The organism is Acidimicrobiales bacterium (assembly GCA_025455885.1).
In the GTDB taxonomy this organism is placed as follows: Bacteria; Actinomycetota; Acidimicrobiia; order Acidimicrobiales; family Acidimicrobilacustridaceae; genus Rhabdothermincola_A.
The window spans coordinates 49,946-73,865 of sequence record JALOLR010000013.1 but is presented as its reverse complement, the minus strand read 5'-3'; the positions used below and the strand labels follow the sequence as shown (position 1 = coordinate 73,865).

Sequence of the window (23,920 nt, the reverse complement as noted above, 5' to 3'; positions counted from 1 at the left end):
CCGCTCCTCGCCGGTGACGTAGTGGGTGGCCGGGAAGACGACCAGCTCCTCGAGCTCGGTGACCTTCTCCCCGGTGAGCGGATCGACGACGACGATGCGCTCGACCTCGTCGCCGAAGAGCTCGATGCGCACGGCCGTCTCGTCGTAGGCGGGGTGGACCTCGATCGTGTCGCCCCGCACCCGGAACTTGGCCCGGACCAGGTTCATGTCGTTGCGCTCGTACTGCAGGTCGACGAGGCGGCGCAGGATGTCGCGTTGGTCGTGGTGCTCACCGACGCGCACCACCAGCAGCTGGTCCTTGTACTCGTGCGGCGAGCCGAGCCCGTAGATGCACGAGACCGACGCCACGACGATGGTGTCGCGCCGGGTGAGCAGCGCCGAGCTGGCCGAGTGGCGCAGGCGGTCGATCTCGTCGTTGACCGACGAGTCCTTCTCGATGTAGGTGTCCGAGGCGGGCATGTAGGCCTCGGGTTGGTAGTAGTCGTAGTAGCTGACGAAGTACTCGACGCGGTTCTCCGGGAAGAACTCGCGGAACTCGTTGGCGAGCTGCGCGGCGAGGGACTTGTTGGGCGCGATCACGAGCGTGGGCCGTTGGAGCTGCTCGATGGTCCAGGCGATGGTGGCGCTCTTGCCTGAACCGGTGATGCCCAGCAGCGTCTGGTACCGGTTGCCGGCCCGGATGCTGTCGGTCAGCTCGGCGATGGCCCGCGGTTGGTCGCCGGCGGGAGCGAAGTCCGAGACCATGCGGAACGGCGGCATGACGCCGAGTCTACGAACGGGGTGGGACGACGCAGTCGAGAGTCCAGTCCCCGACCCGCACGCGATCCCCGTCGCATCGAGCCCACTCGGCGGCCCCGTCCAGCGCGTAGCTGCTCGGCTGGAGCAGCCAGACGCGCCCGCTGAACGGCCGGCCCGGCCGGATCCACACGAAGGTCGATCCCGGATCGAGGCCGTCCACGAGCTCGGTCGACCGAGCCGAACCGGCGCCCGTCCACAGGACCGGCCAGAGCCACCGGGGGTGGACCGCCACGGCGTCACCGGGCTCGGCACGGGCCACCGCGGCCTCCACGGGCTCGGCGGTGCCCTCGTCGAACGTGGCCGCGAAGGGCAGCGACCAGACGGAGACCACCACCACCAGGACTCCCGCCAGCGCCCCGATCGGCGCCGAACGCCGGAACGCCGCGACCACCAGGGCCGCGAGGGCCACGGGCACGGCCCAGCTGGCCGCCGCAAGGGTGCGCGTCAGGAGGACGTGGAACCACAGTCCGGCCACGACGACGATCACCAACGGCACGAGGAACAGCGAGGCCCAGACCCTGAACAGCACCCGATCCAGCGAGCGGAGGCACCACGCGCCGACGGCGACGAGCCCCACGACCACCACGGCCGAGCCCGAGACGTTCGTGACGAACGCCCGGACCACCTCGGCGACGCCCCCCGGGGTGGTGAGCGGCACCCACGACGGGCCGCCCCGCTCGAGCTGGCGGGCGAAGCTCGGGCCCCAGACGATGGCCCACACCACCAGCGGGGCGAGCACCGCCACCCGCCACCGCCACGCCTCCCCGTCCCGCCTGAGGAGCGGCACCGACATCGCTCCCGCCACGAGGAAGAGACCGCCGGCATGGGTGAGCGTGCCCAGGAGCAGCACGCCGGCGACTGCCCACTCCACCCGTCTCGGGCGACGCCCGAGCAGCCAGTCCTCGGCGAGCACCGCCACCATCACGCCGAAGAGGACCATGAGGCCGTACATGCGGGCCTGGTGGGCGTGCAGCACCTGAAAGGCGCTCAGCGAGGTGAACGCCACGACGGCGACACCGAACCATCCCCGCCGCCTCATCCACCAGGCGGTGAGGAGGAGCGCACCGGTCGTGACGACTGCGGACGGCATCCGCAGCCAGGCGTCGGACCCGGTACCGGCCACCACGTGGCGAAGGAGGTAGTCCAACGGAGGGTGGGTGTCGTTGGCCGCCAACGCCTCCGGGATCCGGCCGACGGGCAGCGACGCGTAGGCGGCGGTGAACGACTCGTCGAACGACAGGCCGGGCGTGCCGAGCCCCCACCACCGCAGCACCGTGCCGAGCAGCAGCGAGACCCCGACGGCGAGCAGGGCCCACCCGGACCACCGGGCCCTGTCGGCGTGCCCGGACGGTGACGGGTCCGGCTGCTCCTCCTCGACGGCCGCCGGGCCCTTCATCGCGCCCTGGCCGCCCGGCCCGGTGCGGTGGCGCTGGAGAGCCGGGCAGCCGAGCACCTTCGACGTCGTGGCACCCGGAGAGGCTAGGTCGGGTCGCCTCGTCGGTGGCGGCTCCCCGGTAGGCTCGCCCGTCGGTCAGCGCAGAGTCGGTGGAGCGGTCATGAAGGATGCCCTCGGGGCGATGCAATCGGTGCTGGTGCTCGGTGGGACCTCCGAGATCGCCCTGGCGACGGTCGAGGCCCTGGTCGCCGGGCGCTGTCGCACCGTGGTGCTCGCCGTCCGCGACCCCGACGCCGCCATCCACGCCGCCGACTCGCTGCGCCGCGCCGGCGCCGACCGGGTGGAGGTCATCGCCTTCGACGCCGCCCAGCCCGCCACGCACACCGACGCCGTCGGGGCAGCCTTCGACCTCGTGGGCGACATCGACCTCGTGATCTCGGCCTTCGGCGTCCTGGGCGATCAGTCCGACTTCGACGCCGACCCCGCCGCCGCCGCCGCGGCGGCGCAGGTCAACTACGTCGGCGTCGTCTCGAGCGGGCTGGCCGTCGCCGACCGACTCCGCCGCCAGGGTCACGGGACGCTGCTCGTCATCTCCTCCGTCGCCGGCATCAGGGCGCGGAGGGACAACTTCGTGTACGGGTCCTCGAAGGCCGGCGCCGATGCCTTCACCCAGGGCCTCGGCGACGCCCTGGTCGGCACCGGCGCCCGCACCGTGGTCGTGCGACCGGGGTTCGTCCACACCCGAATGACCGAGGGCATGACCCCCGCCCCGTTCTCCACCACCCCGGACAAGGTCGCGGCGACGATCGTCGACGGACTGGCCCGGGGCCGCGAGGTGATCTGGGCCCCTCCGGTCCTGCGGTACCTGTTCGCGGTGCTCGGCCACCTGCCCCGACCGCTGTGGCGCATCGTCAGCCGCCGGTGACGTGACCGCCCCCGCGCCGGGCCCGCCGACGATGTCGCTGGGCGTCGGGATCATCCGTTCCCTCCGCCCCCGGCAGTGGGCCAAGAACGTGCTCGTGTTCGCCGCACCCGTCGCGGCGAGCGTGATCGACGAGCCCGACGCCTTCCTGCACTCCCTCGCCGCCTTCGCCTGCTTCAGCGGCGCCGCCAGCGCCACCTACCTGCTCAACGACGCCCAGGACGTCGACGCCGACCGACGCCACCCCACCAAGCGGAACCGGCCGATCGCCGCCGGGGTCGTGCCGGTCGGGCTGGCCCGAGTGCTCGCGGTCGTCCTCCTCGTCGGATCGCTGGTGGGAGCGTTCGCCACCGCCGTCGACTTCGGCTGGGTGCTCGTCGCCTACCTGGCGCTGACCACCGCCTACACCTACCGGCTCAAGGCCGTCCCGGTGCTCGACATCGTGGCCGTCGCGGCCGGCTTCGTCCTGCGGGCCATCGGCGGGGCGGCCGCCACCGGTGTGCCGATCTCGGAGTGGTTCTTCATCGTCACCTCCTTCGGGGCGCTGTTCATGGTCGCCGGCAAGCGCGAGGGCGAGACCCGCGACCTCGCGGGCGACGCCGCGTCGGTGCGACCCGCCCTCGACGCCTACACCCCCACCTTCCTCGCGTACCTGCGCGCGGTCTTCTCGGGCGGCACGTTGGTGGCCTACTGCCTCTGGGCGTTCTCGTCAGCCGACAGCCGGCCCGACGGCGCGTTCCTCTTCCAGCTCTCGATCGTGCCCTTCGCCGTGGCCATCCTCAGGTACGCACTGCTGCTCGACCAGGGGCGCGGCGCCGAGCCGGAGAAGCTCGTCATGTCCGACCGGATCGTCCTCGGTGCCGGGATCGTGTGGGCCATCATCTACGCCAGTGCCGTCTACGCCTCCTGAGCCGAACGCCCCGGCCACCAGCCCCCTCCGCGAGCTCGCGGGGTGGGGACGCACCGCGCCCACCGCGGCCGACGTGCGTCGACCGACCTCCGCCACCGAGCTCACGCGGGCCCTGCCCAACGCCAACCCTCGGGGGCTGATCGCCCGGGGGCTCGGGCGCAGCTACGGCGACGCCGCCCAGAACGCCGGGGGGACCGTCGTCGAGACCACCGACGTCGACGCCTTCACCGTCGACCGCGACGACGAGATCCTCGTGACCGCCGAGGCCGGCGCCAGCATCGACCGCCTCCTCCGCGCCCTCGTGCCCCAGGGCGCCTTCGTCCCCGTGACCCCCGGGACGCGCTACGTCACCGTCGGAGGCGCCATCGCCGCGGACATCCACGGCAAGAACCACCACGTCAAGGGCTCCTTCTGCGACCACGTCCGCTCGATGCGCCTCCAGCTCCCCCACGGCGACGTCGTCGCCATCGGCCCCGATGCCGACCCCGAGCTGTTCTGGGCCACGGCCGGGGGGATGGGCCTCACCGGCACCGTGGTGGATGCCACGTTCGCCTGCCCCCCGATCGGGTCGAGCCGGCTGCTCGTCGACACCGACCGGGCCGCCGACCTCGACGAGGTCCTCGAGCTGATGGAGGGCGATCACGCCTACGACTACTCGGTGGCCTGGATCGATCTCATGGCGAGAGGCCGGTCGCTCGGTCGTTCCGTGCTCACCCGCGGCCGGTTCGCCACCCACGCCGAAGCGGTCGCCGACGGGATCGCCACACCGCTCGACTACGCCGCCGACGTGCTCGTCGGTGCTCCCCCGTTCGTACCGCGGGGGCTCTTGAACCGCCTCACCGTCGCGGCGTTCAACGAGCTCTGGTTCCGGAAGGCGCCGGCACGACGGCGCGACGAGCTCCAGACCATCCCGGCGTTCTTCCATCCGCTCGACATGGTCGGGGGCTGGAACCGGATCTACGGACCCGGTGGCTTCCTCCAGTGGCAGTTCGTGGTGCCGTTCGGGGCCGAGGAGGCACTCCGCCACATCGTCGCGTCGTTGAGCGCCGAGCACTGCACCTCGTTCCTGGCCGTCCTCAAGCGCTTCGGGCCGGGCAACCCCGGACCGCTGTCGTTCCCCATGGAGGGTTGGACGCTCGCCCTCGACATCCCGACCGGCCTCTCCGGCCTGGCCGCCCTCCTCGACCGCCTCGACGACCGCGTGGTCGAGGCCGGCGGTCGGGTCTACCTCGCCAAGGACAGCCGCCTCCGGCCCGACCGGCTCGCGGAGATGTACCCGCGCCTCGACGAGTGGCGCGCCGTCCGCGAGCGGGTCGACCCCGACCGGCGCCTGCGCAGCGACCTGGCCCGCCGGCTCGGCCTCTGACCCCCGGCTCAGCCTGGTTCGGGAGTCGCGGCCTGGCGGTCGAGGATCCACGCCCACAGGCGCTCGACCTCGGCGTCGAGGTGGTCGAGGTCGCCGTCGTTGCGCACGACGTGGTCGGCGCGGGCGAGGCGCTCCTCGCGGGTCGCCTGGCGAGCCATCCGGGCACGCGCGTCGGCCGCGTCGAAGCCCCGGTGGGCGATGAGGCGCTCGACGGCGATCTCGGGGTCCGTATCCACCACCACGATCGCGTCGACCTCGATCGCGTCGTTCTCCACCAGGAGGGGCACGTCCAGCACGATGATCCCGCCGCGCTCCTCCGCGGCAGCCAGCCGGGCGAGGATCTCCGCTCCGACCGCAGGGTGCACGATGGCGTTGAGGTCCTTCAGCGCGGCGGCGTCGTTGAACACGATGTCGGCCACCGCCTGACGGTCGAGCGACCCGTCGGGGTGCAGGATCGCCGGCCCGAAGCGGTCGACCATCGCCGCCAGGACGGGTCGGCCCGGCTGCTGCAGCTCCCGGACCACGGCATCGGCGTCGATGACCTGGGCCCCTCGCTCGGCCAGCGCCGCCGACACGGTCGACTTCCCCGACCCGATCCCGCCCGTCAGACCGATGCGCACCACGACGCCGACGGTACACCGGGCACACCGCACCGGCGGCGGCCCCGTCGGCGGGGATCGCGGTGGGGGTTCAAGGTTCGCACCGGATGACCGACAATGGAGGGGTGCCCGAGGACGACCAGGACGCGAGCTGGCGCGAGCGGCTCCAGCAGCTCTCCGAGGCGACCGACGGGTCGACCCACGTCGACGGCATCGGTCTCGAGGACCGGGTCGACCGGGTGGCGGCGTTCGGGTCCGCCATCCTGGCCATCCGCTGGGGCATCACCATCGCGTCGGTGGCCCTGGCCACCCAGCGGCTGGGCGACCAGACCGTCCTGATCACCGTCTGGTCGGCGGTGCTGCTCACCTACACGGTGGTGCGGACCATCCGACCGTTGCGCTACACGGGCGACGTCCGGAGCCTCGTGGCGCTGCTCGGCGAGACGGCCCTCTACGTCGCGTGCCTCGCCACCACCGGCTTCTGGGAGTCGCCGTTCATCCTCACCCTCCTCGTCGTCGTGGCCCTCGCCGGCTTCGCACGGGGCTTCGCCTTCGCGCTGCGCATCAGCCTCGTGGCGAGCATCGCCGTCAGCCTCCCGTACCTGGCCGAGACGCTCGACGCCGAGCGTCTCGTGCAGTCCGGCCAGTGGACCCTGGTGCTGGTGCTCGTCGCCCTCATCTCCGGCTACGGACGCCGCATCTCCGGTGAGGCGGACCGCCAGCACACCCTGGCCCTCGACCGCCTGGGACGGCTGGCCGACGCCAACGCCCTGCTCTACAGCCTGCACCGGGTCACCCAGACCCTGCCGGCGTCGCTCGACCTCGACGACGTCCTCCAGACCACCTTCACCCGCCTCCGCGGCCTCCTCGACGTCGGCAACGCCGCCATCCTCGGCCTCGACGACACCGACGGCCACTGGACGGTCCTGCGCCGTGAGGGAGGCCGCCCTCTCCCGTCCCGGCTGGAGCTCGAGGACCTGCCGGCCCCTCTGCGCCAGGCTCTCCGGGACGGCGGCGTGCTGTCGGTCGAGAACCTCTCCGTCCGCAACTGGCCGGGCCTGTCCCCCCGCTCGAACTCCGGCGTGTACTGCGTGCTCACCGCCCGGCACTCGGTGATCGGGATCCTCTGCGTGGAGCACGAGGACGAGGGGCACTTCGGGCCCCGCGACATCGAGCTCCTCAAGGGCTTCGTCGAGCCGGTCGCCCTCGCCATCGACAACGCCCGCTGGTTCAGCCGTCTGCGCACCGTCGGAGCCGACGAGGAACGGACCCGCATCGCCCGCGACCTCCACGACCGCATCGGCCAGTCGCTCGCCTACCTCGCCTTCGAGCTCGACCGCATCGTGAGCGCCGAGGGTCGTGGCGACGAGATCGGCCCGGCGTTGATCCAGCTCCGCAGCGACGTCCGGGGCGTGATCCGTGAGGTGAGGGACACGCTCTACGACCTGCGCACCGACGTCTCCGAGACGAGCAGCATGGCCGACACGCTCGAGGCCTACACCGCCCGCATCCACGAGCGCAGCGCACTCCGCGTTGAGCTCTACTGCGACCGCGACGCCCGCCTCCCCCTGCTCCAGGAGCGCGAGATGTGGCGCATCGCCCAGGAGGCCCTCACCAACGTCGAACGCCACGCCGGCGCCAGCCGGGCCAGGGTGCTCTGGCGCTGCAACGGCGAGGCCGCCTCGCTCGAGGTGACCGACGACGGCAAGGGCTTCCCGATCGGGAGAGCGGGCCGGCTCGACAGCTACGGGCTGATGGGAATGCGGGAACGGGCATCGAGCATCGGGGCCACGCTCGAGGTCGCCAGCGAGGAGGGGCGGGGCACCAGGGTGCGGTGCAGCATCCACCGGCCAGACGTCGCGACGCTCCCGGCACCGAAGACGGAGCCGGCAAAGCTCTAGGCTGACGGCGAACCCTCAGCGAACCACGACCGGGCCCAGGCGACGGAGGTCCCCGGATGACGATCCGACTCATGTTGGCCGATGATCATCGGATGCTGCGGGAGGGCCTGCGTCGATCGATGGTCGAGCAGGGTTTCGACGTCGTGGCCGAGGCGGGCAACGGCGACGAGGCGGTGCGACTCGCCGACCAGCTGCGCCCCGACATCGTCCTGATGGACGTGACGATGCCGGAGATGGACGGGGTCGAGGCGACGCGCCAGATCCGGGCGATCGCCCCCGACGTCCGGATCGTGATGCTCACCATGCACGCCGACCAGGGCGTCCTCGCCGACGCCATCCGGGCCGGGGCCAGCGGCTACCTGGTCAAGGACTGCTCCACCGAGGAGATCGCCGACGCGGTGCGCCTGGCCATGAGCGGGGAATCGGCGCTGTCCCCCCAGATCGCGGCATCGATGCTCGACGAGGTCCGGCGCCTCGGCGACGCCCAGGCCTTCGGCGCGGCTGACGAGGAGCGGGTCGTGAGCCGGCGCGAGGAAGAGGTCCTGCAGCTGATCGCCGACGGCTGCTCGACCCCCGAGGTCGCCGAGCGGCTCTACATCAGCCAGAAGACGGTGAAGAACCACCTGGCGTCGATCTACCAGAAGCTCGACGCCCGCGACCGCACGCAGGCGGTCCTGCAGGCGGTTCGCATGGGGATCGTGCACCTCGACTGAGGTCCGCCACCTGGGGCCCCGTCGCGGGAAATGGGCCGTAGGACCCATGAAGGGGGAGCCTCCGCACGCCGATCCTTCTGATGCAGCAATGGGTCCGGGGCTTCCGGGCCTTCCGTCAGAACAATCCTCAGGGAGACCCCAACATGATGACCTCGTACGACTTCGTCAGCGCCTGGCTCCAGGCTCGTTGCAAGACCGACCGTGGCGCCTCGCTCGTCGAGTACGCCCTCCTCGTGGCCCTGATCGCCGTCGTGTGCATCATCGCCATCACCTTCATCGGCAACCAGGCCGACGAGAAGTTCTCCGAGGTCGGCTCGGCCATCGGCTGATCGTCTCGAACGAGTGGTGTGCGGGCGGGACGGAGCTCTCCGTCCCGCCCGTTCGCTGCACGGACCCTGACGAAGGAGTCGATGCCCGATGTCCAGCGGAGCCGATGTCGACCGCAGCGACGAGGGGGCGAGCCTTGTGGAGTACGCACTGCTGCTCGCCTTGATCGCCGTGGTGTGCCTCACCGCACTGGCGTTCTTTGGCGACAGTGTCTTCGGGAGCTACGACGGGTCGGGCGGTCAGATCGCCAGCGCCTTCAAGTGACCCGACCAGCACCAACCGACAACGAGCCGGAGCCCTCGGGCCCCGGCTCGTTGCGCGTCCCGGCCTCGGCGCGTCCCGGCCCCGGCTCGTTCCGGGCTCACCGCCGGACGAACACGACCCACTCGTCGTCGGCGTAGCCGAGGCGGTAGGCGGGGTCGTCGAGGAGGAGCGAGGCCAGCGGGTCCGTCCGGCGCCACAGCACGCTGTCGGGGTCCCAGCGGGCCAGCACGTCGGCCCAGGCCGGGCGGCCCCGCAGGAGCGTCACGTAGTCCTCGACCACGCCGCGGGGGAACATGTCGACCCGGTCGTCCTGGGAGACCCCCGCGTCCTCGCCGAGCACGAGCTCGAGGTAGTTGCCGGCGACATCGGGCACCATGCGCCGCTGGCCGGGACCGAGGAGGCCGTTGTCGCCCATCCAGGCGACCGCGTCGACCGGGAACGCCTCGAGGTCATAGGCGGGTTCCCGCAGGGCCGACGCCGTGACGGCCGCGCCGGCGACGCAGACGATGGCGAAGAGGACGGCGGTCACCCGGGTGCGGACCGCACCGGTGAGCGACCCCAGCCCCCGGGCGCCGATGGCCATCCCGGGCACGAGGACGAGCGAGGCGACGGCGATGTTGCGCGACGCCACCAACGCCGCCACGGTGAAGAGCACCAACGGGACCGCCGTGCGCCATCGGGGCACCCGGACGAGGAGCACGATCCCGGCGACCAGCTGCACCAGGAAGACCCGCCCCGACGCGCCCGAGAAGTCGGGCGACTGCCACTCGATCACGTACGAGAACAGGTCCTGTCGATCGAGGAGGCGGGCCGGGAACACCAGCAACGTCGGCCCCAGCGGGTTGAGGGCACCCGCCGCCGTCCCCACCGCCGCCCAGAGCAGGTAGCGGAGCTCGTCGGGACGACGAATGCCGTCGAGCCGTGCACCCACGGCGAGGGCGGCAAGGGCGGCCAACCCGAGCGGGAACGAGCCGTGCACGTTGACCCAGCACCAGAAGACGACGACGAGCACGTAGGGGGTGATCCGGCGCTCCACGACCAGGAGGGTCAGCGCGAGGAGCAGCAGCCCGAACATCAGCGGTCGAGGGCCCCACGTGGCCGCCCCCACCGCCACCGCCGATGCCGCCACCGCGAACCGGGCGACGAGGCCGTCCGTCGGTCGGGTGAGCATCCAGACGATCACCACGAGGGCGACGGTCACCGCGGTGAGGAGCAGGCGGACCCCGTCGATGCCTCCGGCGCGCTCGACGGCGGCGTAGCCGAGCGACGCCAACCAGCTCTGCACCACCCAGGGCTCACCGCCGGCGGTGAACGTGTAGGGATCGACACGGGGGATGGCGCCGTCGCGCAGGATCAGGCGGCCGGTGGCGAGGTGCGTGAGGAAGCTGTTGTCCGACAGCGCCGCCGAGCCGATGTAGGCCCCCCACAGCGCGAGGACGGCACCGACGACCGTGGCCAGCGAGGGGCCCCGCCCACCCGACCGCCGAGGCGCGGCGACGGGGCCGTCGGAAGCGTCCGCCGGCCCCGCCTCAGGAGAAGGCTTCACGGATGTTGATGATCGCCGGGCCGATGACCACGACGAACAGCGCCGGGAAGATGCAGAACACCATCGGGATCAGCATCTTCACCGGGGCCTTCTGGGCGCGCTCCTGGGCCAGCTGGCGCCGCTTCACCCGCATCTCGTCGGCCTGGGCCCGCAGCACCCGCCCGATGGACACACCGAAGGTGTCGGCCTGGAGGATGGCCAGCACGAACGACCTCACCTCGGGGACGTTCGTGCGGGTGTCGAGCGCCCGCAGGGCGTCGGCGCGACTGGCACCGGCGCGCACCTCGCCCAGCATCCGGGCGAACTCCTCGGACAGCGCGCCCGGGACGGCGGCGATCGTGCGGTCGAGGGCCTGCTCGAAGCCCAGACCGGCCTCCACCGAGATGGTGAGCAGGTCGAGGACGTCGGGCAGCTTGCGCTGCAGCTCCAGCTGGCGGGCGTCGACCTTCCGGCTCAGCCAGGCGTCGGGGCCGAGGAACAGCGCCGCCGTGAGGAGGGCGAACACCCCGAACTGGAGCAGCCCCTCGAGACCGAACGGGTTCCAGAAGTACACGAGGGCGAACGCCAGGGGGATGAACGCCACCGTGAGCACCCGCACTGCGAGGAACCGGTCGACGGCGTCGGCCCGGGGCTCACCGGCGTAGACGAACTTCTTGCGGACCTGGTCGACGTAGCCGGTCGGGGTGAACCGCCGGCCGACGCTGGTCAGGCCGGCGAGGACCGGCGTGACCGTGCGGTCGCGCAGCGGGACGAGCAGCTCCTGGTCGCGGACGTTCTCGACCTCGTAGCCCTGGAGCTGGCGCAGCGAGGAGCGCACGACCGCCTTCTCGTCGGCCTGGGAGCCGATGACGTAGATGACCAGGATGATCGCCGCGGCGAGCAGGAACAGTCCGATGAGCAGCATCTCGTCCTCAGATCTCGATGTCGATGATCTTCTTCATCCACAGGAAGCCGGCCAGCATCGAGAGCACGGCCGCGACCAGCATCACGTTGCCGAGCGTGGTGTCGATGAGCTGGCGGGAGTAGTCGGGGTTGATGACGAACATCACCGCGGCGAGGCCGACCGGGAGCAGCCCCAGGACGATGGCGCTCACCCGGCCCTCGGCGGTGAGCGACTGGACGTCCCGCCGGAGCCGCTCGCGCTCGATCATCGTGTCGGCGACCGTCATCAACAGCTCGGAGAGGTTGCCGCCGACCTCCCGCTGGATGCGGATGGCCATGACCGCCCACGCGAAGTCCGGGCTGGCCATGCGCTCGGCGGTACCGTCGAGGGCCTCCTCGAGCGGCCGGCCGAGGCGGGCCTCGGTGACCACCCGCCGCAGCTCGAGGCCCATCGGCTCGGACACCTCCTCGGCGACCGCCTCGACGCCCTGCATGAGCGAGTAGCCGGCTCGCAGCGTGCTGGCCAGGAGGGTGAGCGTGTCAGGGAGCAGCGCCATGAACTGCTTGCGGCGCCGGGCGGCGAGGAAGTTCACCGTGCCGACCGGCACGAGCGCCGCGACGACGCCGACGATCAGGCCGAGGAGGAGACTTCCGCTCACGACGAGGGCGAGGACGGTGGCGATCACCACGAGCAGCACGTAGAACAACAGCGCCTCGCCGGCGCGCAGCGGCAGGTTGGCCCGCTCGAGCGCGTTCTCGGCGCGGACCAGCACGCCCCGGTCGGTGGCGACCTGTTCGGTGATGGCCACCGCCCGTTGCATGATCGCGGTACGGGCCAGTGCCGAGTCGCCGCCGTCGTCGTCGACAGGGGTGGCGACCGCCGCGGTGGACTCGTACGGGCTCAGCACCGCGGCCAGGCGGTCCTCGCGGACGAACAGCATGAACACGCCGTAGGCGAGGAGCCCGACGGCGAGGAGCGCGACCACGACGAGCAGGATCAGTCCGAGGTTGCCCTGGAGGAAGCCGACGCCACCGCTGGCCGGGATGATCGTCGGGTTGAGGGCGTCGGTGCCGCGGACGGCGGAGCCGACGACGACCGAGGCGGTGGCCGTCTGGTCGCCGACCTGCAGCGTCATGTCCGCCACGGACCCCAGCTCGGTGGGGGACGCGAAGCCCAGCTCGTACTGCTGGGCGCTGACCGCCTCGCCGATGTCGGCGACCGCGGTGCCGAACTCGCCACCCTGGTCGGTGCTGAACACGAGTCCCCCGCTCGACCGGACCAGGGCGTCGAGCGACCCCGGGTCGAGGCCGGCGCCGAGGAGCTCGGCCGCGAAGACGGCGGCACCCGACGACCTGACGGCTCCCCGGGCCACGGCGCGGGTGGTCGATCCGGTCACCGAGTCGTTCGTGCCCGTCATGACCACGATGCTGGGCTGGCTCCCGGGCCGGTCCTCGAGGCTCTGGGCGGCCTGGGCGATCGCCGACCACACGGCGGCCTCGCCGCGGGCCTCCTCGGTCGCCGGGGGGGCGATGCGGTCGATGGTCTCGACGAGACGCTCGGTGTCGGTCGTGTACCCCTGCAACTGGACCCCGGTGTCCGCCGCGACGTAGACGGCGAACGCCTGCGCGCCGACCTGCGCGCCCTCCCGGCCCTCGATCCACTCCTTGGCCGCCTCCTTCGCCTCGATGAGCGCACCGCTGGAGTCCATCGCCTCGGACGTGTCGAAGACCAACGCGATCGACATCGGCGTGGAGGTCGGCAGCGGGCGAGCGGCGTCGGTCTCGATCGCGGAGCCGTTCTCGGTGAGGGTGGCGTCGGCGGCGTCCGCCGGCGATCCGGTCCAGAGGAACTGGAGGCTCGACGACGCCGGCTCGACGGTGTCGACGGCACGCAGCACCAGCGTGGACGACGACTGGGCGCCGACCCGGCCGCTGGGCAGCGCGATCGCCGACACGGCGACGAGGACCGCCACCACCGTGGCGAGCGGCACGACGAGACGTCGGGCGGACGACGGGGTCGCGGTCACGTCCATCACCTCAGACCGACGCCCGGCGGGCGAAGGCTTCCGGCTGGAAGACCTCCTGGCCGAGGCGGATCCCGAGGTCGGCGAGCTTCTCGGCGAACTTGGGACGCACGCCGGTCGCCTTGAGGTGGCCCTTGAACCGGCCCTGCTCGTCGACCCCCATGCCGAAGTCGAACAGGAAGATGTCCTGGAGGGTGATGACGTCGCCTTCCATGCCCTGGACCTCGGTGACGTGGGTGATCCGCCGGGTGCCGTCGCGGAGACGGCTGAGGTGGACGATCAGGTCGAGTGCCGAAGCCACCTGCTCCCGGATGGCGCGGACGGGCAGGTCGAACCCGGCCATGAGCACCAGGGTCTCGAGGCGGGCGAGGGTGTCGCGGGGGCTGTTCGAGTGCACGGTGGTCAACGAGCCGTCGTGGCCGGTGTTCATCGCCTGGAGCATGTCGAGGGCCTCGCCGCTGCGGCACTCCCCCACCACGATCCGGTCGGGCCGCATGCGGAGGCAGTTCTTCACGAGGTCGCGGATCGTGACCTCGCCGCGCCCCTCGATGTTGGACGGCCGTGCCTCGAGCGAGAGGACGTGGTCCTGGTGGAGCTGGAGCTCCTTCGCGTCCTCGACGGTGACGATCCGCTCCGTCTCGGGGATGAACGACGAGAGCACGTTCAGCGTCGTCGTCTTCCCCGTCCCGGTGCCGCCGGAGACCATCACGTTGAGCCGACCGACGACGCAGGCCTGCAGGAAGCGGGCGGCGTGGGCGTTGAGCGTGCCGTAGCGGATGAGGTCGTCGATCTGGAGCTTCTCGCGGGAGAACTTCCGGATGGTGAGGAACGGCCCGCCGATGGCGAGGGGGTGCACCACGGCGTTGACACGGGAGCCGTCGGGGAGGCGGGCGTCGCAGAGGGGGTTCGACTCGTCGACGCGACGGCCGATCTCGCCGACGATCTTGTCGATGATGCGGCGGAGGTGGACCTCGTCGACGAACGTCGCCGAGGAGAGCTCGATCTTGCCGTTGCGCTCGACGTAGACGGCCTCGGGGCCGTTGACCATCACCTCGGTGATGTCGTCGTCCTTCAGGAGCCGGTCGATCGGGCCGTAGCCGAGGATGTCGTCGGAGACGTCCTGGATGAGCTGGGCCTTGTCGGCCGCCGACAGCGGCGCCCGCTCCTGGGCCAGGGCGGCGTGGAGCTGCTCGTTGACCCGCTTGCGCAGGTCGTCCTCGGAGAGTCGCTTGTCGTAGATGATCGGCCCGAGGTCGTCGATCAGGTTGTGGTGGATCCGCTGGCGCAGCTCGTCGAGCACCGGGTCTCGGCGGTTGCTGCCCGAGGCGGGTGCGGCCTGGACGTCGTGGAGTCGCTTGTACAGGGACATGTCGCCTACCTCGTGTGACGCGGGCGTGGAGCGGGGGCGGTCACTTGCGCCGCTTCTTCGCCGGGGTGGGGATGAAGAGATCGGCCAGCTGCTCGAACGCCTTGGTGACGCCCGACTTGGGAGCCGCGGTCACGACGGGCTCGCCCCGGTTGACGGACTGGGGGACCACGATGTCGCTCGGGATGAGGGCGTCGGCCTGCACCCCGAGGGTTCGCTCGACCTCGGAGACGTCGAGTCGCACCTTCGAATTCGCCCGGTTGAGGATGAGCCGGAGCTTCTCCATCGGGGTGTTGAGGAGGCGGAGCGTCTGGAGGCCGATCTTGACGTTCTTGATGTTCGGGATGTCCATGCCCGCCACGAGCAGGACGTCGTCGCTGACCTCGATGAGGCCGAGCACGACGTCGTTGAAGTAGGCGGGGGTGTCGATCACGACGAACCCGGCGAACGTGCGCAGCGTCTCGACGATCCCCACCATCTCGGTGGCCCCGATCTGGTCGGCGAAGGCCGGCTCGAGGGGTGCGGGGAGCACGAGGAGGTTCTCGGGCTGGTGCTCGGTGAGCAACTGGTGGAGGAACTGGGAGTCGAGCCGGTCGAGCGCGCTCACCGCGTCGACGATGGTGTGCTGCGGGGCCAGCTTGAGCATCACCGCCACGTCGCCGAACTGCAGGTCGGCGTCGACCAGGACGACCGGCTTCTCGCTCCGCTCGGCCAGCAGCACGGCGAGGTTGGAGGCGATGACCGACTTCCCCGACCCGCCCTTGGTCGAGAAGACCATGATGACCCGACCCAGCTCGCCGTCGCCGAGCACCTCGGCACCGGCGCTCGCCGAGGACACCGGCGCGGCGACGAGCCCGTTGGCGACCCGCTGCACCGCGGCATCGAACTGGGTGCTGTCGACAGGGGCCTGGAGGACGTCCTTCACCCCGGCGCGCAGCGCCCGCTGGAGCAGCTCGGTGGACAGCTCGTCGGTGACCATGATGGCGCCGACCTCGCGGCGGGCGGCGAGCAGCTGCTCGGCGGACACGAGCTCCTCGTTGGCGGCGAACGACGGGCCCAGGACCGCCACCACGGGCGCGCCGGTCAACGACGAGCCCAGCTCGGCGATGGAGCCGAAGGCCACCGTGCCGTTGCCGAGCTGCATGGCGAGCCGGGAGCGGGTGGCCTGATCGTTGTCGATGACGGCGACGCCGATCCGGGGCGCGCCCCCGCCGGCGGCGGGCGCTCCCGGGCTCGGGAGGCCGTCACCTGGTTCGCCGGAGAAGGGCCGTGTCACGTGATGTCCTGCCTATTCTTCGTTGCCGGTCGGACCATAGGGGGTGATCTGCGCGGGATCCTCACCCGGCAGCGGCGCGTTCGGGTCGGGGGCGGGCAGCGCCTCGGGGGTGTAGTCCGGGCCCACGAGGCTGAGGTAGATCCCACCGTTCTCCTGGGCGGCCGCGATCCATTGTGCCGCCACCGCCGGGACGTTGAAGGTGATGATGCCGTTGTTGGTGGTCTCCTCCTCCGGGGCCGTCTCACCGGGGGCGAGCAGCGTGTTCTCGCCCACGGCGAGCACCTGCACCTTCTGGTAGAGGTAGCGCCCGACGGTCGGGAGGGCGCTGGCTGCGGCGGTCGGGCTGGTGCTCGGGTCCTGCACGTCGCTGAACACCATGAGGTTCACCTCGTCGCCGGGCACGAGGAAGCCGCCGACGCCGCGGACCTGGTCGGTCGAGATCGAGACGGCGACGTGCTGGGGGTTGCGGAGGCGGGCCCGGAAGCTGATCTGGGTCTGGGCCGGGTCGACGAACATGCCCTGGACGATGGTCGCGTTGGCCGGGATAGCGAAGAGGGCCACCTTGCGCTGGAGCTCGTCGGTGGTGGTGATGGCGCTCGCCGGCCGGAACTCCTGGGGGATCTTGGCCCGGTCGATGGCGCCCTCGCTGGCCGCCGTCTCGCCAGGGGTGCCCCGGGCGATGTCCTGCTTGGCGACGAAGACGTCGACGCGGCGGGCGTTGTCGTTGGCTCGGTCCTCGATGCCGCGGACGTAGTTGAAGAGCAGGAGTGCGGCGATCACACCGAGAACGATGGCGCCGATCAGGATCAGGGTTCTGCGCGAGCTCACGTACGTCCTCTTCTCCGGGGACCCGCCACCTGACGGGGGTTCGAGCGCCCCGGTCGGCGCTGGGAAGCGGCGCCCGGGGTTGGGTGCGACCGACGACCGCCGATCACGCCTTTCCTCTTTCGGCCGTTCTCACCCCCGGACTTAGCGGTTCGTGGATCTCGCCCCGCCCGGAGCCCCCTGGCGATCGCGGTCCGCCCGGCGTGCGAGGGCGCGACGGGGCAACTCGGAATCGGTCCGTGAGCGTCGTGATGCTGACGGCGACGACATCGTGGCGCCGCGGACGTCAGGCTTGCTCTTCACCCTCGGCGTCGACGCCGCCGTCGTCCGTGGTCGCCTCGGCCGGGTCGGGGGTCGCCGTGTCGTCGGACGCCTCCGGACCACCGTGCTCGGCGTAGTACTCCGCCCACGCCTCCTGGCCCTCGCTCGACTCGACCTCGGCCGAGAAGCCGATGTAGTTGCCCTCGTCGTCGTAGGCGTGCTCGCCGAAGTGCTCCTGGTACTCGGCGGCCACGATGCCGCCCTCGGCGGCCTGCTTGATGGACAGGCTGATGCGGCGCCGCTGGAGGTCGAGGTCGATGATCTTCACCCACAGCTCCTCGCCGGGGGTCACGACCTGCTCCGGGAGGTCGACGTGGTGCGCCGACATCTCGGAGATGTGCACCAGGCCCTCGATGCCGTCGCCCACCTGCACGAAGGCGCCGAAGGGGACGAGCTTGGTGACCCGTCCGTAGACCAGCTCGCCCACCTGGTGGTTGGAGGCGAACTCCTGCCACGGGTCCTGCTGCGTGGCCTTCAGCGACAGGCTGATGCGCTCACGGTCGAGGTCGACCTCGAGGACCTGCACGTCGATCTCGTCGCCGACGGCCACCACCGAGCCGGGGTGGTCGACGTGCTTCCAGGAGAGCTCGGAGACGTGGACGAGGCCGTCCATCCCGCCGAGGTCGACGAACGCCCCGAAGTTCACGACCGACGAGACGGTGCCGCGACGCACCTCGCCGGGCTTGAGGTTGGCGAGGAAGTCCTCGCGCTGCTCCTTCTGGGTCTCCTCGAGCCATGCCCGTCGGGACAGCACGACGTTGTTGCGGTTCTTGTCGAGCTCGATGATCTTGGCCTCGAGCCGGCGACCCACGTAGGGGGCGAGGTCGCGCACCCGACGCAGCTCGACGAGCGACGCCGGGAGGAAGCCGCGCAGCCCGATGTCGAGGATGAGGCCGCCCTTGACCACCTCGATGACCGGGCCCTCGACGACGCCTTCCTCTTCCTTGATGCGCTCGATCGTCCCCCAGGCCCGCTCGTACTGGGCCCGCTTCTTGGACAGGACGAGACGGCCCTCCTTGTCCTCCTTCTGGAGGACGAGGGCCTCGATCTGGTCGCCCAGGGCGACGATCTCGGCGGGATCGACGTCGTTGCGGATCGACAGCTCCCGTGACGGGATGACGCCCTCGGACTTGTAGCCGATGTCGAGCAGCACCTCGTCGCGATCGACCTTGACGACGGTGCCCTCCACGATCTGCCCGTCCTCGACCTGGACCATCGAGGCCGTGTAGGCCTCGTCGAGCGAGAGACCGGCGAGGTCGTCCTCGACCACCTGACGGGGGACGTAGCGACCCTCGTCGTCGAAGCTCCCCATGCCCGTCGGTGCGTCGACGGTCAGGGTGGCGGTGCGGGCGGTGGACTCGGGAGTGGCGTCGTCGTGGGTGACGGCGTCGACCTGCTCGGACAAGGTAGGGCTCTCTTCGGACACGGGACTCGAGCCCGGCAGGGTGACCCACCGGGCGGGACGAGGCGTGCGCGGGCGCGCACGTCAGCCGCAAAGGGTAGCAACCCGACCCCGCCGGCACCCCATCGACCGGGGCGCGACCTCAGGTGGGCGGCCGGCTCGCTCCGGTCACCGCGACCATGAGGAACTCGGGATGGTCCAGATCCGGGTCCCGCCTCGCGTAGTCGCCGGGCGTCACCGACCAGAGGTCACGGACCCGCAGACCGGACCGCACCGCCATCAACCGCAGCTCCCTCGGGGTGAAGCACGTGGTCCAGAGCTCGGCCGCGGCCTCCACGCCGTCGGGCGAGCGGACGGTGGTGTGCTCGTGGTTGACCCCGGCGGCGACGTCGAAGCTGTCGGTGTGCTCGAGGTACCGCACCTGGAAGTACGCCGAGAACGCCGACAACGCGAGGCGCCCGCCCGGGCGCAGCGCCCGGGCCATCCCGTCGAGCACCGAGACGTCGGGATCGCCCGCCCGGGCGCCGGGCCCGGCCCCGGGGGCGATGCCCGGCACCAGCCCGTCGGCCACGTCGGCGGCCACCGCGGTGCCCGGCCCCCCGCCGGCGAGGCCGAAGGCCCCCTGGCAGAGGGAGATCACCGCGTCGAACTCGGCGTCGTAGGTGAGCCGGCGGGCGTCGGCGCGCACGAAGGTCACCCCGTCGGGAGCCCCGTCGCGGGCGATGGCCAGGAACCGCTCGGACACGTCGACCCCGACGACCTCGATGCCCCGTCGCCCCAGCGCATGGGCGTGGCGGCCGGGTCCGCACCCGACGTCGAGGACACGATCGCCCCGCGCCAGACCCAGCTCCTCGACGAGGAAGGCCACCTCGTTCTCGGTCCCCTTCGTGAACGAATACCGCAGATAGGCCTCGCCGAGGTGGTCGGCGACCTCCTCGAACCAGTGCACCACCGGGTCGTCGGGGGAGCTCATCCCTTGGCCTCCGCCCACGAGTCGCCCACGCTGAGGTTCACCTCGAGCGGGACCCGCAACGAGAAGGCGCCCGACATCGCCTCGACCACGGCCGAGGTCACCTGCTCGAGCTCGACCGGCCTCACCTCGACGATCACCTCGTCGTGCACCTGGAGGATGAGCCGGCTCTCGCCGCCCAGCTCGGCGAGCGCCCGGTCGAGGCGGACGAGAGCCACCTTGAAGATGTCGGCGGCGAGACCCTGGATCCCGGCGTTCATCGCCTGGCGCTCCCCGGCCTGGCGGATCCGGAAGTTCGACGAGGAGAGCTCGGGGATCTGACGCCGCCGCCCGAACAGCGTCTCGGTGTAGCCCCGCTCACGAGCCTCCTCCACCGTGCGGTCCATGTAGGCCTGCACCGACGGAAAGGCGACGAAGTAGGCGTCCAGGATCGTCTGCGCCTCCCCCGTGGGGATGCCGAGGCGCTGCCCCAGGCCGTAGGCCTCCATCCCGTACGCCAACCCGTAGCTCACCATCTTGGCCTTGGCGCGCTGCTCGGAGGTGACCGCCGCGGAGTCCACGCCGAAGACCTCGGCGGCCGTCGCGGTGTGGATGTCGCGGCCCGACTCGAAGGCCTCGATCAGCCCGGGGTCCTCGGCCAGGTGGGCGATGCAGCGCAGCTCGATCTGGTTGTAGTCGGCGACGAGGAACCGGAAGCCCTCAGCGGGCACGAACGCCTTGCGGAACGACCGGCCGATCTCGGTCCTCACCGGGATGTTGTGCAGGTTCGGGGCGTCGGAGCTGAGACGACCCGTGCGGGCCACCGTCTGGTTGAACGTGGCGTGGATCCGCCCGTCCGGGCCGACCTCGGCCAACAACGCCTCGCCGTAGGTCGAGCGGAGCTTCTCGACCTCGCGATAGGCGAGCAGGTGCTCCACGATCGGGTGCTCGCCGCGCAGCTTCTCGAGGGTGGCGGCGTCGGTCGAGTACCCCGTCTTGGTCTTCTTCTGGGGGGTCAGGCCCAGCCGGTCGAAGAGGATCTCGCGGAGCTTGACGGTGGAGTTCACGTTGAACTCCTCACCGGCATCGGCGCAGATCTCGACCCGAAGGCGCTCGCACTCGGCGCCCAACTCCTCGCTGAGACGGCGCAGCTCGTCGACGTCGACGCCGACGCCGACGATCTCCATCCGGGCGAGGACCCGGACGAGCGGCATCTCGATGTCGTCGAGCAGCGCCCGCAGGCCCCGGCTGTCGAGCGCGTCGAGCAGAGGCGGAGCGAGCGTCGCGACCGCGAGGGCGTGACGGGCGGCGACCTGCCCGTCGGATTCCGCGTCGCCGCCGAAGTCGAGCCGCCCGTCGAGCTCGGCGACCTCCTCGGGGAGCTGGGCCTGCGCGTAGCGCTCGAGCAGCTCGCCCAGCGCGTAGCGCGCCTCGGCCGGATCGAGGAGGTAGGCGGCGATCATGGTGTCGAGGGCGAGGCTGCGCAGGTCGACGCCGAGCTCGTGGAGGCTGCGCACGAGCGCCTTGGCGCCGTGGGCGGCGACCGGGCGACCCCCGTCGACCACGAGGTCGGCGAGCGCCGCCCGGACCTCCGGGGCAGCCAGCGTGGCGGCCGAGATCCAGGCCACGTCGGCCGTCGTGGCGTCGGTCACCAGCGCCAGGCCCTCGAGCGGCGAGCGGCCCTCCTGGCCCACCCACGACGCGGCCACGGCGAGCAGCCCGTCGCCGTCGGAGAGGGCCCGGAGCACGCCGACCGCGTCGTCGACGGTCGACAGGTCGCTGCGCTCCGCCTCGACGACGGCGAGCCCGGGTCCGCCGGCCGCCGGGACGGCGGCGCCCGTCGCGGCGAGCGCCTCGAGGAGGCGGTCGTAGAGGGTGCGGAACTCGAGGAAGTCGAAGAGCTGGCGGACTTCGTCGAGGTCGTAGTCGCCGAAGCCCAGCTCGTCGAGCTCCACGTCGAGAGGGACGTCACGCACGAGCTCCATGACGACGGCGTTGCCGCGCACCGCCGCCTCGGCCGCGCCGAGGTTCTCGCGCAGCTTCGGGGTCAGCTCGTCGAGGTGCTCGAAGATCCCGTCGATGCCGCCATAGGTGGTGATGAGCTTCGCGGCGGTCTTCTCCCCCACTCCGGGCACCCCCGGGAGGTTGTCGGACGGGTCGCCGCGCAGGGCCGCGTACTCGAGGTAGCTCGTGGGCGGCACGCCGGTCCGCTCGAGGATGCCCGCCTCGTCGTAGAGCGCGTAGTCGGAGACACCGCGGCGGTTGTAGAGCACCCGAACGTGGGGGTCCTCGACGAGTTGGTAGCTGTCGCGGTCCCCCGTGACGACGAGGACGTCGTCACCGCGGTCACGGGCCTGGGTGGCGAGGGTGGCGATGATGTCGTCGGCCTCGTAGCCGGGCGCCTCGAGCACCGGGACGTGGAGGACCTCGACGACCTGGCGCACCAGGCCGAGCTGCTGGCGCAGGATGTCCGGGGCTTCTGTGCGGTTGGCCTTGTAGGACGCGAGCGCCTCGTGGCGGAACGTCGGCTCGGGTCGGTCGAAGGCCACCGCGAGATGGTCGGGCCGGTGGTCGCGCACCAGGTTGACGAGCATCGACGTGAAGCCGAAGACCGCGTTGGTGACCTGGCCCGACGCGGTGGCCAGGTCGGTGGGCAGGGCGAAGAAGGCGCGGTAGGCGAGCGAGTTCCCGTCGATCAGCATCAACGTGGTCATCGGTCGCGCCTCACGACGAGGGCGGGGCCAGCTCACCGGCGATGATGCGCTCGCTCACGGCCTTCATGGTGAGGCGCTGCTGCATCGCCGTGCGCTGGACGAAGCCGAAGGCGTCGGCCTCGGAGAGGCCGTGGCCGTCCATCAGCATCCCCTTGGCCCGGTCGACGACCTTGCGGGTCTCGAGCTGCTCCTCGAGGCTCTGGGCCTGCTCGGCGAGCGCCTTCATCTCCCGGAAGCGCCCGATCGCCACCTCGATGGCGGGGACGAGCTCGCTGCGCTGGAACGGCTTGACGAGGTAGGCGAGCGCCCCGGCGTCGCGGGCCTGCTCGACGAGGTCGCGCTGGCTGAACGCGGTCAGGACGAGCACCGCCGCCCGGCGTTCGCCGGCGATCTCCCGGGCGGCCGACAGCCCGTCGAGACCCGGCATCTTGATGTCGAGGATGGCGATGTCGGGCGAGTGGGCCTTGACGAGCTCGACGGCCTCGTCGCCACGCCCCGTCTCGCCGACCACCTCGTAGCCCTCCTCGAGGAGGGTCTCCTTCAGGTCGAGGCGGATGATGGCCTCGTCCTCCGCGATCACGACTCTGGTCGACACTCGGGCGAGGCTACCGGACCCACCGCGCCCGCCCCCCGGGCGCGGGCGCGGTGTCCCGATCGGGGAGCGGCGATCAGGAACCGGCGTCGAGGAGCTTGTCGAGCAGCTCGTCCTGGAGGCGCTCGAGCCGGGCGATGTCGGCGACGACATCGGCCCGGTGGCGCCCCATCGCCTCGGCGTGCCGGGAGGCCTCACGGTGCTCGCGCTCGGCCAGCGGGGTCTCCGACACGAGCGACCTGAGCCGGGCGTCGTCGGCCTCGTCGGCCAGGTGGGCCAGCTGCTCGTCGCTCACCGACAGCTCGCGACGCAGTTCCTTCAGCTTCACGGCGACGTCGGACAGGCGTCTCTCGACCATGGCCCTGCTCATCGTCGAGGAGTCTACGGCGGTTACCGATCGGTAGCCGGAGACCCCCACGTGACCGGCGCTACCGTGAGCCTGCTCCTCATCGCACGCGGCGGTGCTGGAACCGGCATACAGGGCGGGCTCAAACCCCGCTGCCCGCAAGGGCTTGAGGGTTCGAATCCCTCCCGCCGCACTCATGTCGACCATGTCCGCTCCACGGCGACCGGGGGTCCGGGGGCTCGCCTCCGCCGCCGTCGCCATCGTCCTCGTCGTCGCCGTCGCCGCGGTGCGACGTCGGATCATGGAGCACAACCACGCGTCCTTCACCGCCGTCTACGGCGGGAGGGACGCCCGATGACCCGCCACCCCGCGGGGCGCCCCCGGTCCACCTCGCCGCCGATGAAACGTCCCGACCGCGGCGGCGGTCACACCCACGCCCCGTCGCTCCGAGCGCACCGTCCCCCTCGCCGGGAGGTCCCCA

Annotated in this window: 22 protein-coding genes and 1 tRNA gene; 9 read left to right on the top strand and 14 right to left on the bottom strand. The window is 71.6% G+C overall.

Annotation, left to right across the window (positions count from 1 at the left end; genetic code table 11):
- Nucleotides 1-759, bottom strand: a 759-nt coding sequence (locus MUE36_12110; protein ID MCU0311670.1) for a DEAD/DEAH box helicase family protein, incomplete at its 3' end; no start/stop codon positions are given.
- Nucleotides 760-769: 10 nt separating this feature from the next.
- Nucleotides 770-2,251 (bottom strand): hypothetical protein, encoded by a 1,482-nt coding sequence (locus MUE36_12105; protein ID MCU0311669.1) that lies wholly within the window; start codon nt 2,249-2,251, stop codon nt 770-772.
- Between the two features lie 103 nt (nt 2,252-2,354).
- Here MUE36_12105 and MUE36_12100 point away from each other — a divergent pair, with 103 nt between their 5' ends.
- The 3 genes from MUE36_12100 to MUE36_12090 all read left to right on the top strand — a co-directional run bounded on the left by MUE36_12100 (nt 2,355) and on the right by MUE36_12090 (nt 5,392).
- Nucleotides 2,355-3,119, top strand: a complete 765-nt coding sequence (locus MUE36_12100) for a decaprenylphospho-beta-D-erythro-pentofuranosid-2-ulose 2-reductase (protein MCU0311668.1) — start codon at nt 2,355-2,357, stop codon at nt 3,117-3,119.
- Nucleotide 3,120: 1 nt separating this feature from the next.
- Nucleotides 3,121-4,026, top strand: a complete 906-nt coding sequence (locus MUE36_12095) for a decaprenyl-phosphate phosphoribosyltransferase (GenBank protein MCU0311667.1) — start codon at nt 3,121-3,123, stop codon at nt 4,024-4,026.
- A gap of 73 nt (nt 4,027-4,099) precedes the next feature.
- A complete protein-coding gene (locus tag MUE36_12090; protein MCU0311666.1) occupies nt 4,100-5,392 on the top strand; it encodes an FAD-binding oxidoreductase in 1,293 nt (430 codons plus the stop codon).
- Nucleotides 5,393-5,400: 8 nt separating this feature from the next.
- Here MUE36_12090 and coaE read toward each other — a convergent pair whose 3' ends face one another.
- A complete protein-coding gene (gene coaE / locus MUE36_12085; GenBank protein ID MCU0311665.1) occupies nt 5,401-6,015 on the bottom strand; it encodes a dephospho-CoA kinase in 615 nt (204 codons plus the stop codon).
- Between the two features lie 83 nt (nt 6,016-6,098).
- On the opposite strand from coaE, the gene MUE36_12080 reads away from it, so the two are divergent.
- The 4 genes from MUE36_12080 to MUE36_12065 all read left to right on the top strand — a co-directional run bounded on the left by MUE36_12080 (nt 6,099) and on the right by MUE36_12065 (nt 9,196).
- Nucleotides 6,099-7,892, top strand: coding sequence for a GAF domain-containing sensor histidine kinase (locus MUE36_12080; GenBank protein MCU0311664.1), 1,794 nt, complete (start codon nt 6,099-6,101; stop codon nt 7,890-7,892).
- Between the two features lie 56 nt (nt 7,893-7,948).
- The gene (locus tag MUE36_12075; protein MCU0311663.1) at nt 7,949-8,605 is read left to right on the top strand and encodes a response regulator transcription factor; all 657 of its coding nucleotides are present in this window, start codon (nt 7,949-7,951) and stop codon (nt 8,603-8,605) included.
- Between the two features lie 80 nt (nt 8,606-8,685).
- Nucleotides 8,686-8,934, top strand: coding sequence for a Flp family type IVb pilin (locus MUE36_12070; protein ID MCU0311662.1), 249 nt, complete (start codon nt 8,686-8,688; stop codon nt 8,932-8,934).
- A gap of 88 nt (nt 8,935-9,022) precedes the next feature.
- On the top strand, nt 9,023-9,196 hold the full coding sequence (locus tag MUE36_12065) for a hypothetical protein (GenBank protein ID MCU0311661.1): 174 nt from the start codon (nt 9,023-9,025) through the stop codon (nt 9,194-9,196).
- Nucleotides 9,197-9,293: 97 nt separating this feature from the next.
- On the opposite strand, the gene MUE36_12060 is transcribed toward MUE36_12065, so the two are convergent.
- The 11 genes from MUE36_12060 to MUE36_12010 all read right to left on the bottom strand — a co-directional run bounded on the left by MUE36_12060 (nt 9,294) and on the right by MUE36_12010 (nt 23,463).
- Entirely contained in the window at nt 9,294-10,742 is a 1,449-nt protein-coding gene (locus tag MUE36_12060; protein MCU0311660.1) for a hypothetical protein, read from the bottom strand.
- Complete coding sequence (locus MUE36_12055; GenBank protein ID MCU0311659.1) at nt 10,726-11,646, bottom strand: type II secretion system F family protein; 921 nt, start codon at nt 11,644-11,646, stop codon at nt 10,726-10,728. The genes MUE36_12060 and MUE36_12055 overlap by 17 nt, the downstream gene beginning before the upstream one ends.
- Before the next feature lie 7 nt (nt 11,647-11,653).
- Complete coding sequence (locus MUE36_12050) at nt 11,654-13,651, bottom strand: type II secretion system F family protein (GenBank protein MCU0311658.1); 1,998 nt, start codon at nt 13,649-13,651, stop codon at nt 11,654-11,656.
- A 10-nt stretch (nt 13,652-13,661) separates the two neighbouring features.
- Nucleotides 13,662-15,017 (bottom strand): CpaF family protein, encoded by a 1,356-nt coding sequence (locus MUE36_12045; GenBank protein MCU0311657.1) that lies wholly within the window; start codon nt 15,015-15,017, stop codon nt 13,662-13,664.
- 40 nt (nt 15,018-15,057) lie between these two features.
- A complete protein-coding gene (locus tag MUE36_12040) occupies nt 15,058-16,290 on the bottom strand; it encodes a P-loop NTPase (protein MCU0311656.1) in 1,233 nt (410 codons plus the stop codon).
- A 12-nt stretch (nt 16,291-16,302) separates the two neighbouring features.
- Nucleotides 16,303-17,118: a Flp pilus assembly protein CpaB gene (gene cpaB, locus MUE36_12035; GenBank protein MCU0311655.1), complete on the bottom strand. Its 816-nt coding sequence runs from the start codon at nt 17,116-17,118 to the stop codon at nt 16,303-16,305.
- Nucleotides 17,119-17,401: 283 nt separating this feature from the next.
- Nucleotides 17,402-18,841, bottom strand: a complete 1,440-nt coding sequence (gene rpsA / locus MUE36_12030) for a 30S ribosomal protein S1 (protein ID MCU0311654.1) — start codon at nt 18,839-18,841, stop codon at nt 17,402-17,404.
- 139 nt (nt 18,842-18,980) lie between these two features.
- Entirely contained in the window at nt 18,981-19,811 is an 831-nt protein-coding gene (locus tag MUE36_12025; protein ID MCU0311653.1) for a class I SAM-dependent methyltransferase, read from the bottom strand.
- Entirely contained in the window at nt 19,808-22,501 is a 2,694-nt protein-coding gene (polA, locus tag MUE36_12020) for a DNA polymerase I (GenBank protein MCU0311652.1), read from the bottom strand. Before polA ends, MUE36_12025 begins: the two co-directional genes overlap by 4 nt.
- Nucleotides 22,502-22,511: 10 nt before the next feature.
- Nucleotides 22,512-23,096: a response regulator gene (locus MUE36_12015; GenBank protein MCU0311651.1), complete on the bottom strand. Its 585-nt coding sequence runs from the start codon at nt 23,094-23,096 to the stop codon at nt 22,512-22,514.
- A gap of 73 nt (nt 23,097-23,169) precedes the next feature.
- Nucleotides 23,170-23,463, bottom strand: coding sequence for a hypothetical protein (locus MUE36_12010; protein ID MCU0311650.1), 294 nt, complete (start codon nt 23,461-23,463; stop codon nt 23,170-23,172).
- 85 nt (nt 23,464-23,548) lie between these two features.
- Here MUE36_12010 and MUE36_12005 point away from each other — a divergent pair.
- A tRNA-Leu gene (locus MUE36_12005) sits at nt 23,549-23,632 on the top strand.
- A gap of 12 nt (nt 23,633-23,644) precedes the next feature.
- Nucleotides 23,645-23,797, top strand: a complete 153-nt coding sequence (locus MUE36_12000; GenBank protein ID MCU0311649.1) for a hypothetical protein — start codon at nt 23,645-23,647, stop codon at nt 23,795-23,797.
- The last annotated feature ends 123 nt before the right edge of the window (nt 23,798-23,920 follow it).

Bases quoted from the DNA above. Each gene is read 5' to 3' on its own strand.
- MUE36_12100 (MCU0311668.1), top strand. From the start codon at position 2,355: ATGAAGGATGCCCTCGGGGCGATGCAATCGGTGCTGGTGCTCGGTGGG.
- MUE36_12080 (MCU0311664.1), top strand. From the start codon at position 6,099: ATGACCGACAATGGAGGGGTGCCCGAGGACGACCAGGACGCGAGCTGG.
- MUE36_12075 (MCU0311663.1), top strand. From the start codon at position 7,949: ATGACGATCCGACTCATGTTGGCCGATGATCATCGGATGCTGCGGGAG.
- MUE36_12070 (MCU0311662.1), top strand. From the start codon at position 8,686: ATGCAGCAATGGGTCCGGGGCTTCCGGGCCTTCCGTCAGAACAATCCT.
- MUE36_12065 (MCU0311661.1), top strand. From the start codon at position 9,023: ATGTCCAGCGGAGCCGATGTCGACCGCAGCGACGAGGGGGCGAGCCTT.
- MUE36_12055 (MCU0311659.1), bottom strand. From the start codon at position 11,646: ATGCTGCTCATCGGACTGTTCCTGCTCGCCGCGGCGATCATCCTGGTC.
- MUE36_12045 (MCU0311657.1), bottom strand. From the start codon at position 15,017: ATGTCCCTGTACAAGCGACTCCACGACGTCCAGGCCGCACCCGCCTCG.
- MUE36_12025 (MCU0311653.1), bottom strand. From the start codon at position 19,811: ATGAGCTCCCCCGACGACCCGGTGGTGCACTGGTTCGAGGAGGTCGCC.
- polA (MCU0311652.1), bottom strand. From the start codon at position 22,501: ATGACCACGTTGATGCTGATCGACGGGAACTCGCTCGCCTACCGCGCC.
- MUE36_12010 (MCU0311650.1), bottom strand. From the start codon at position 23,463: ATGAGCAGGGCCATGGTCGAGAGACGCCTGTCCGACGTCGCCGTGAAG.
- MUE36_12000 (MCU0311649.1), top strand. From the start codon at position 23,645: ATGTCCGCTCCACGGCGACCGGGGGTCCGGGGGCTCGCCTCCGCCGCC.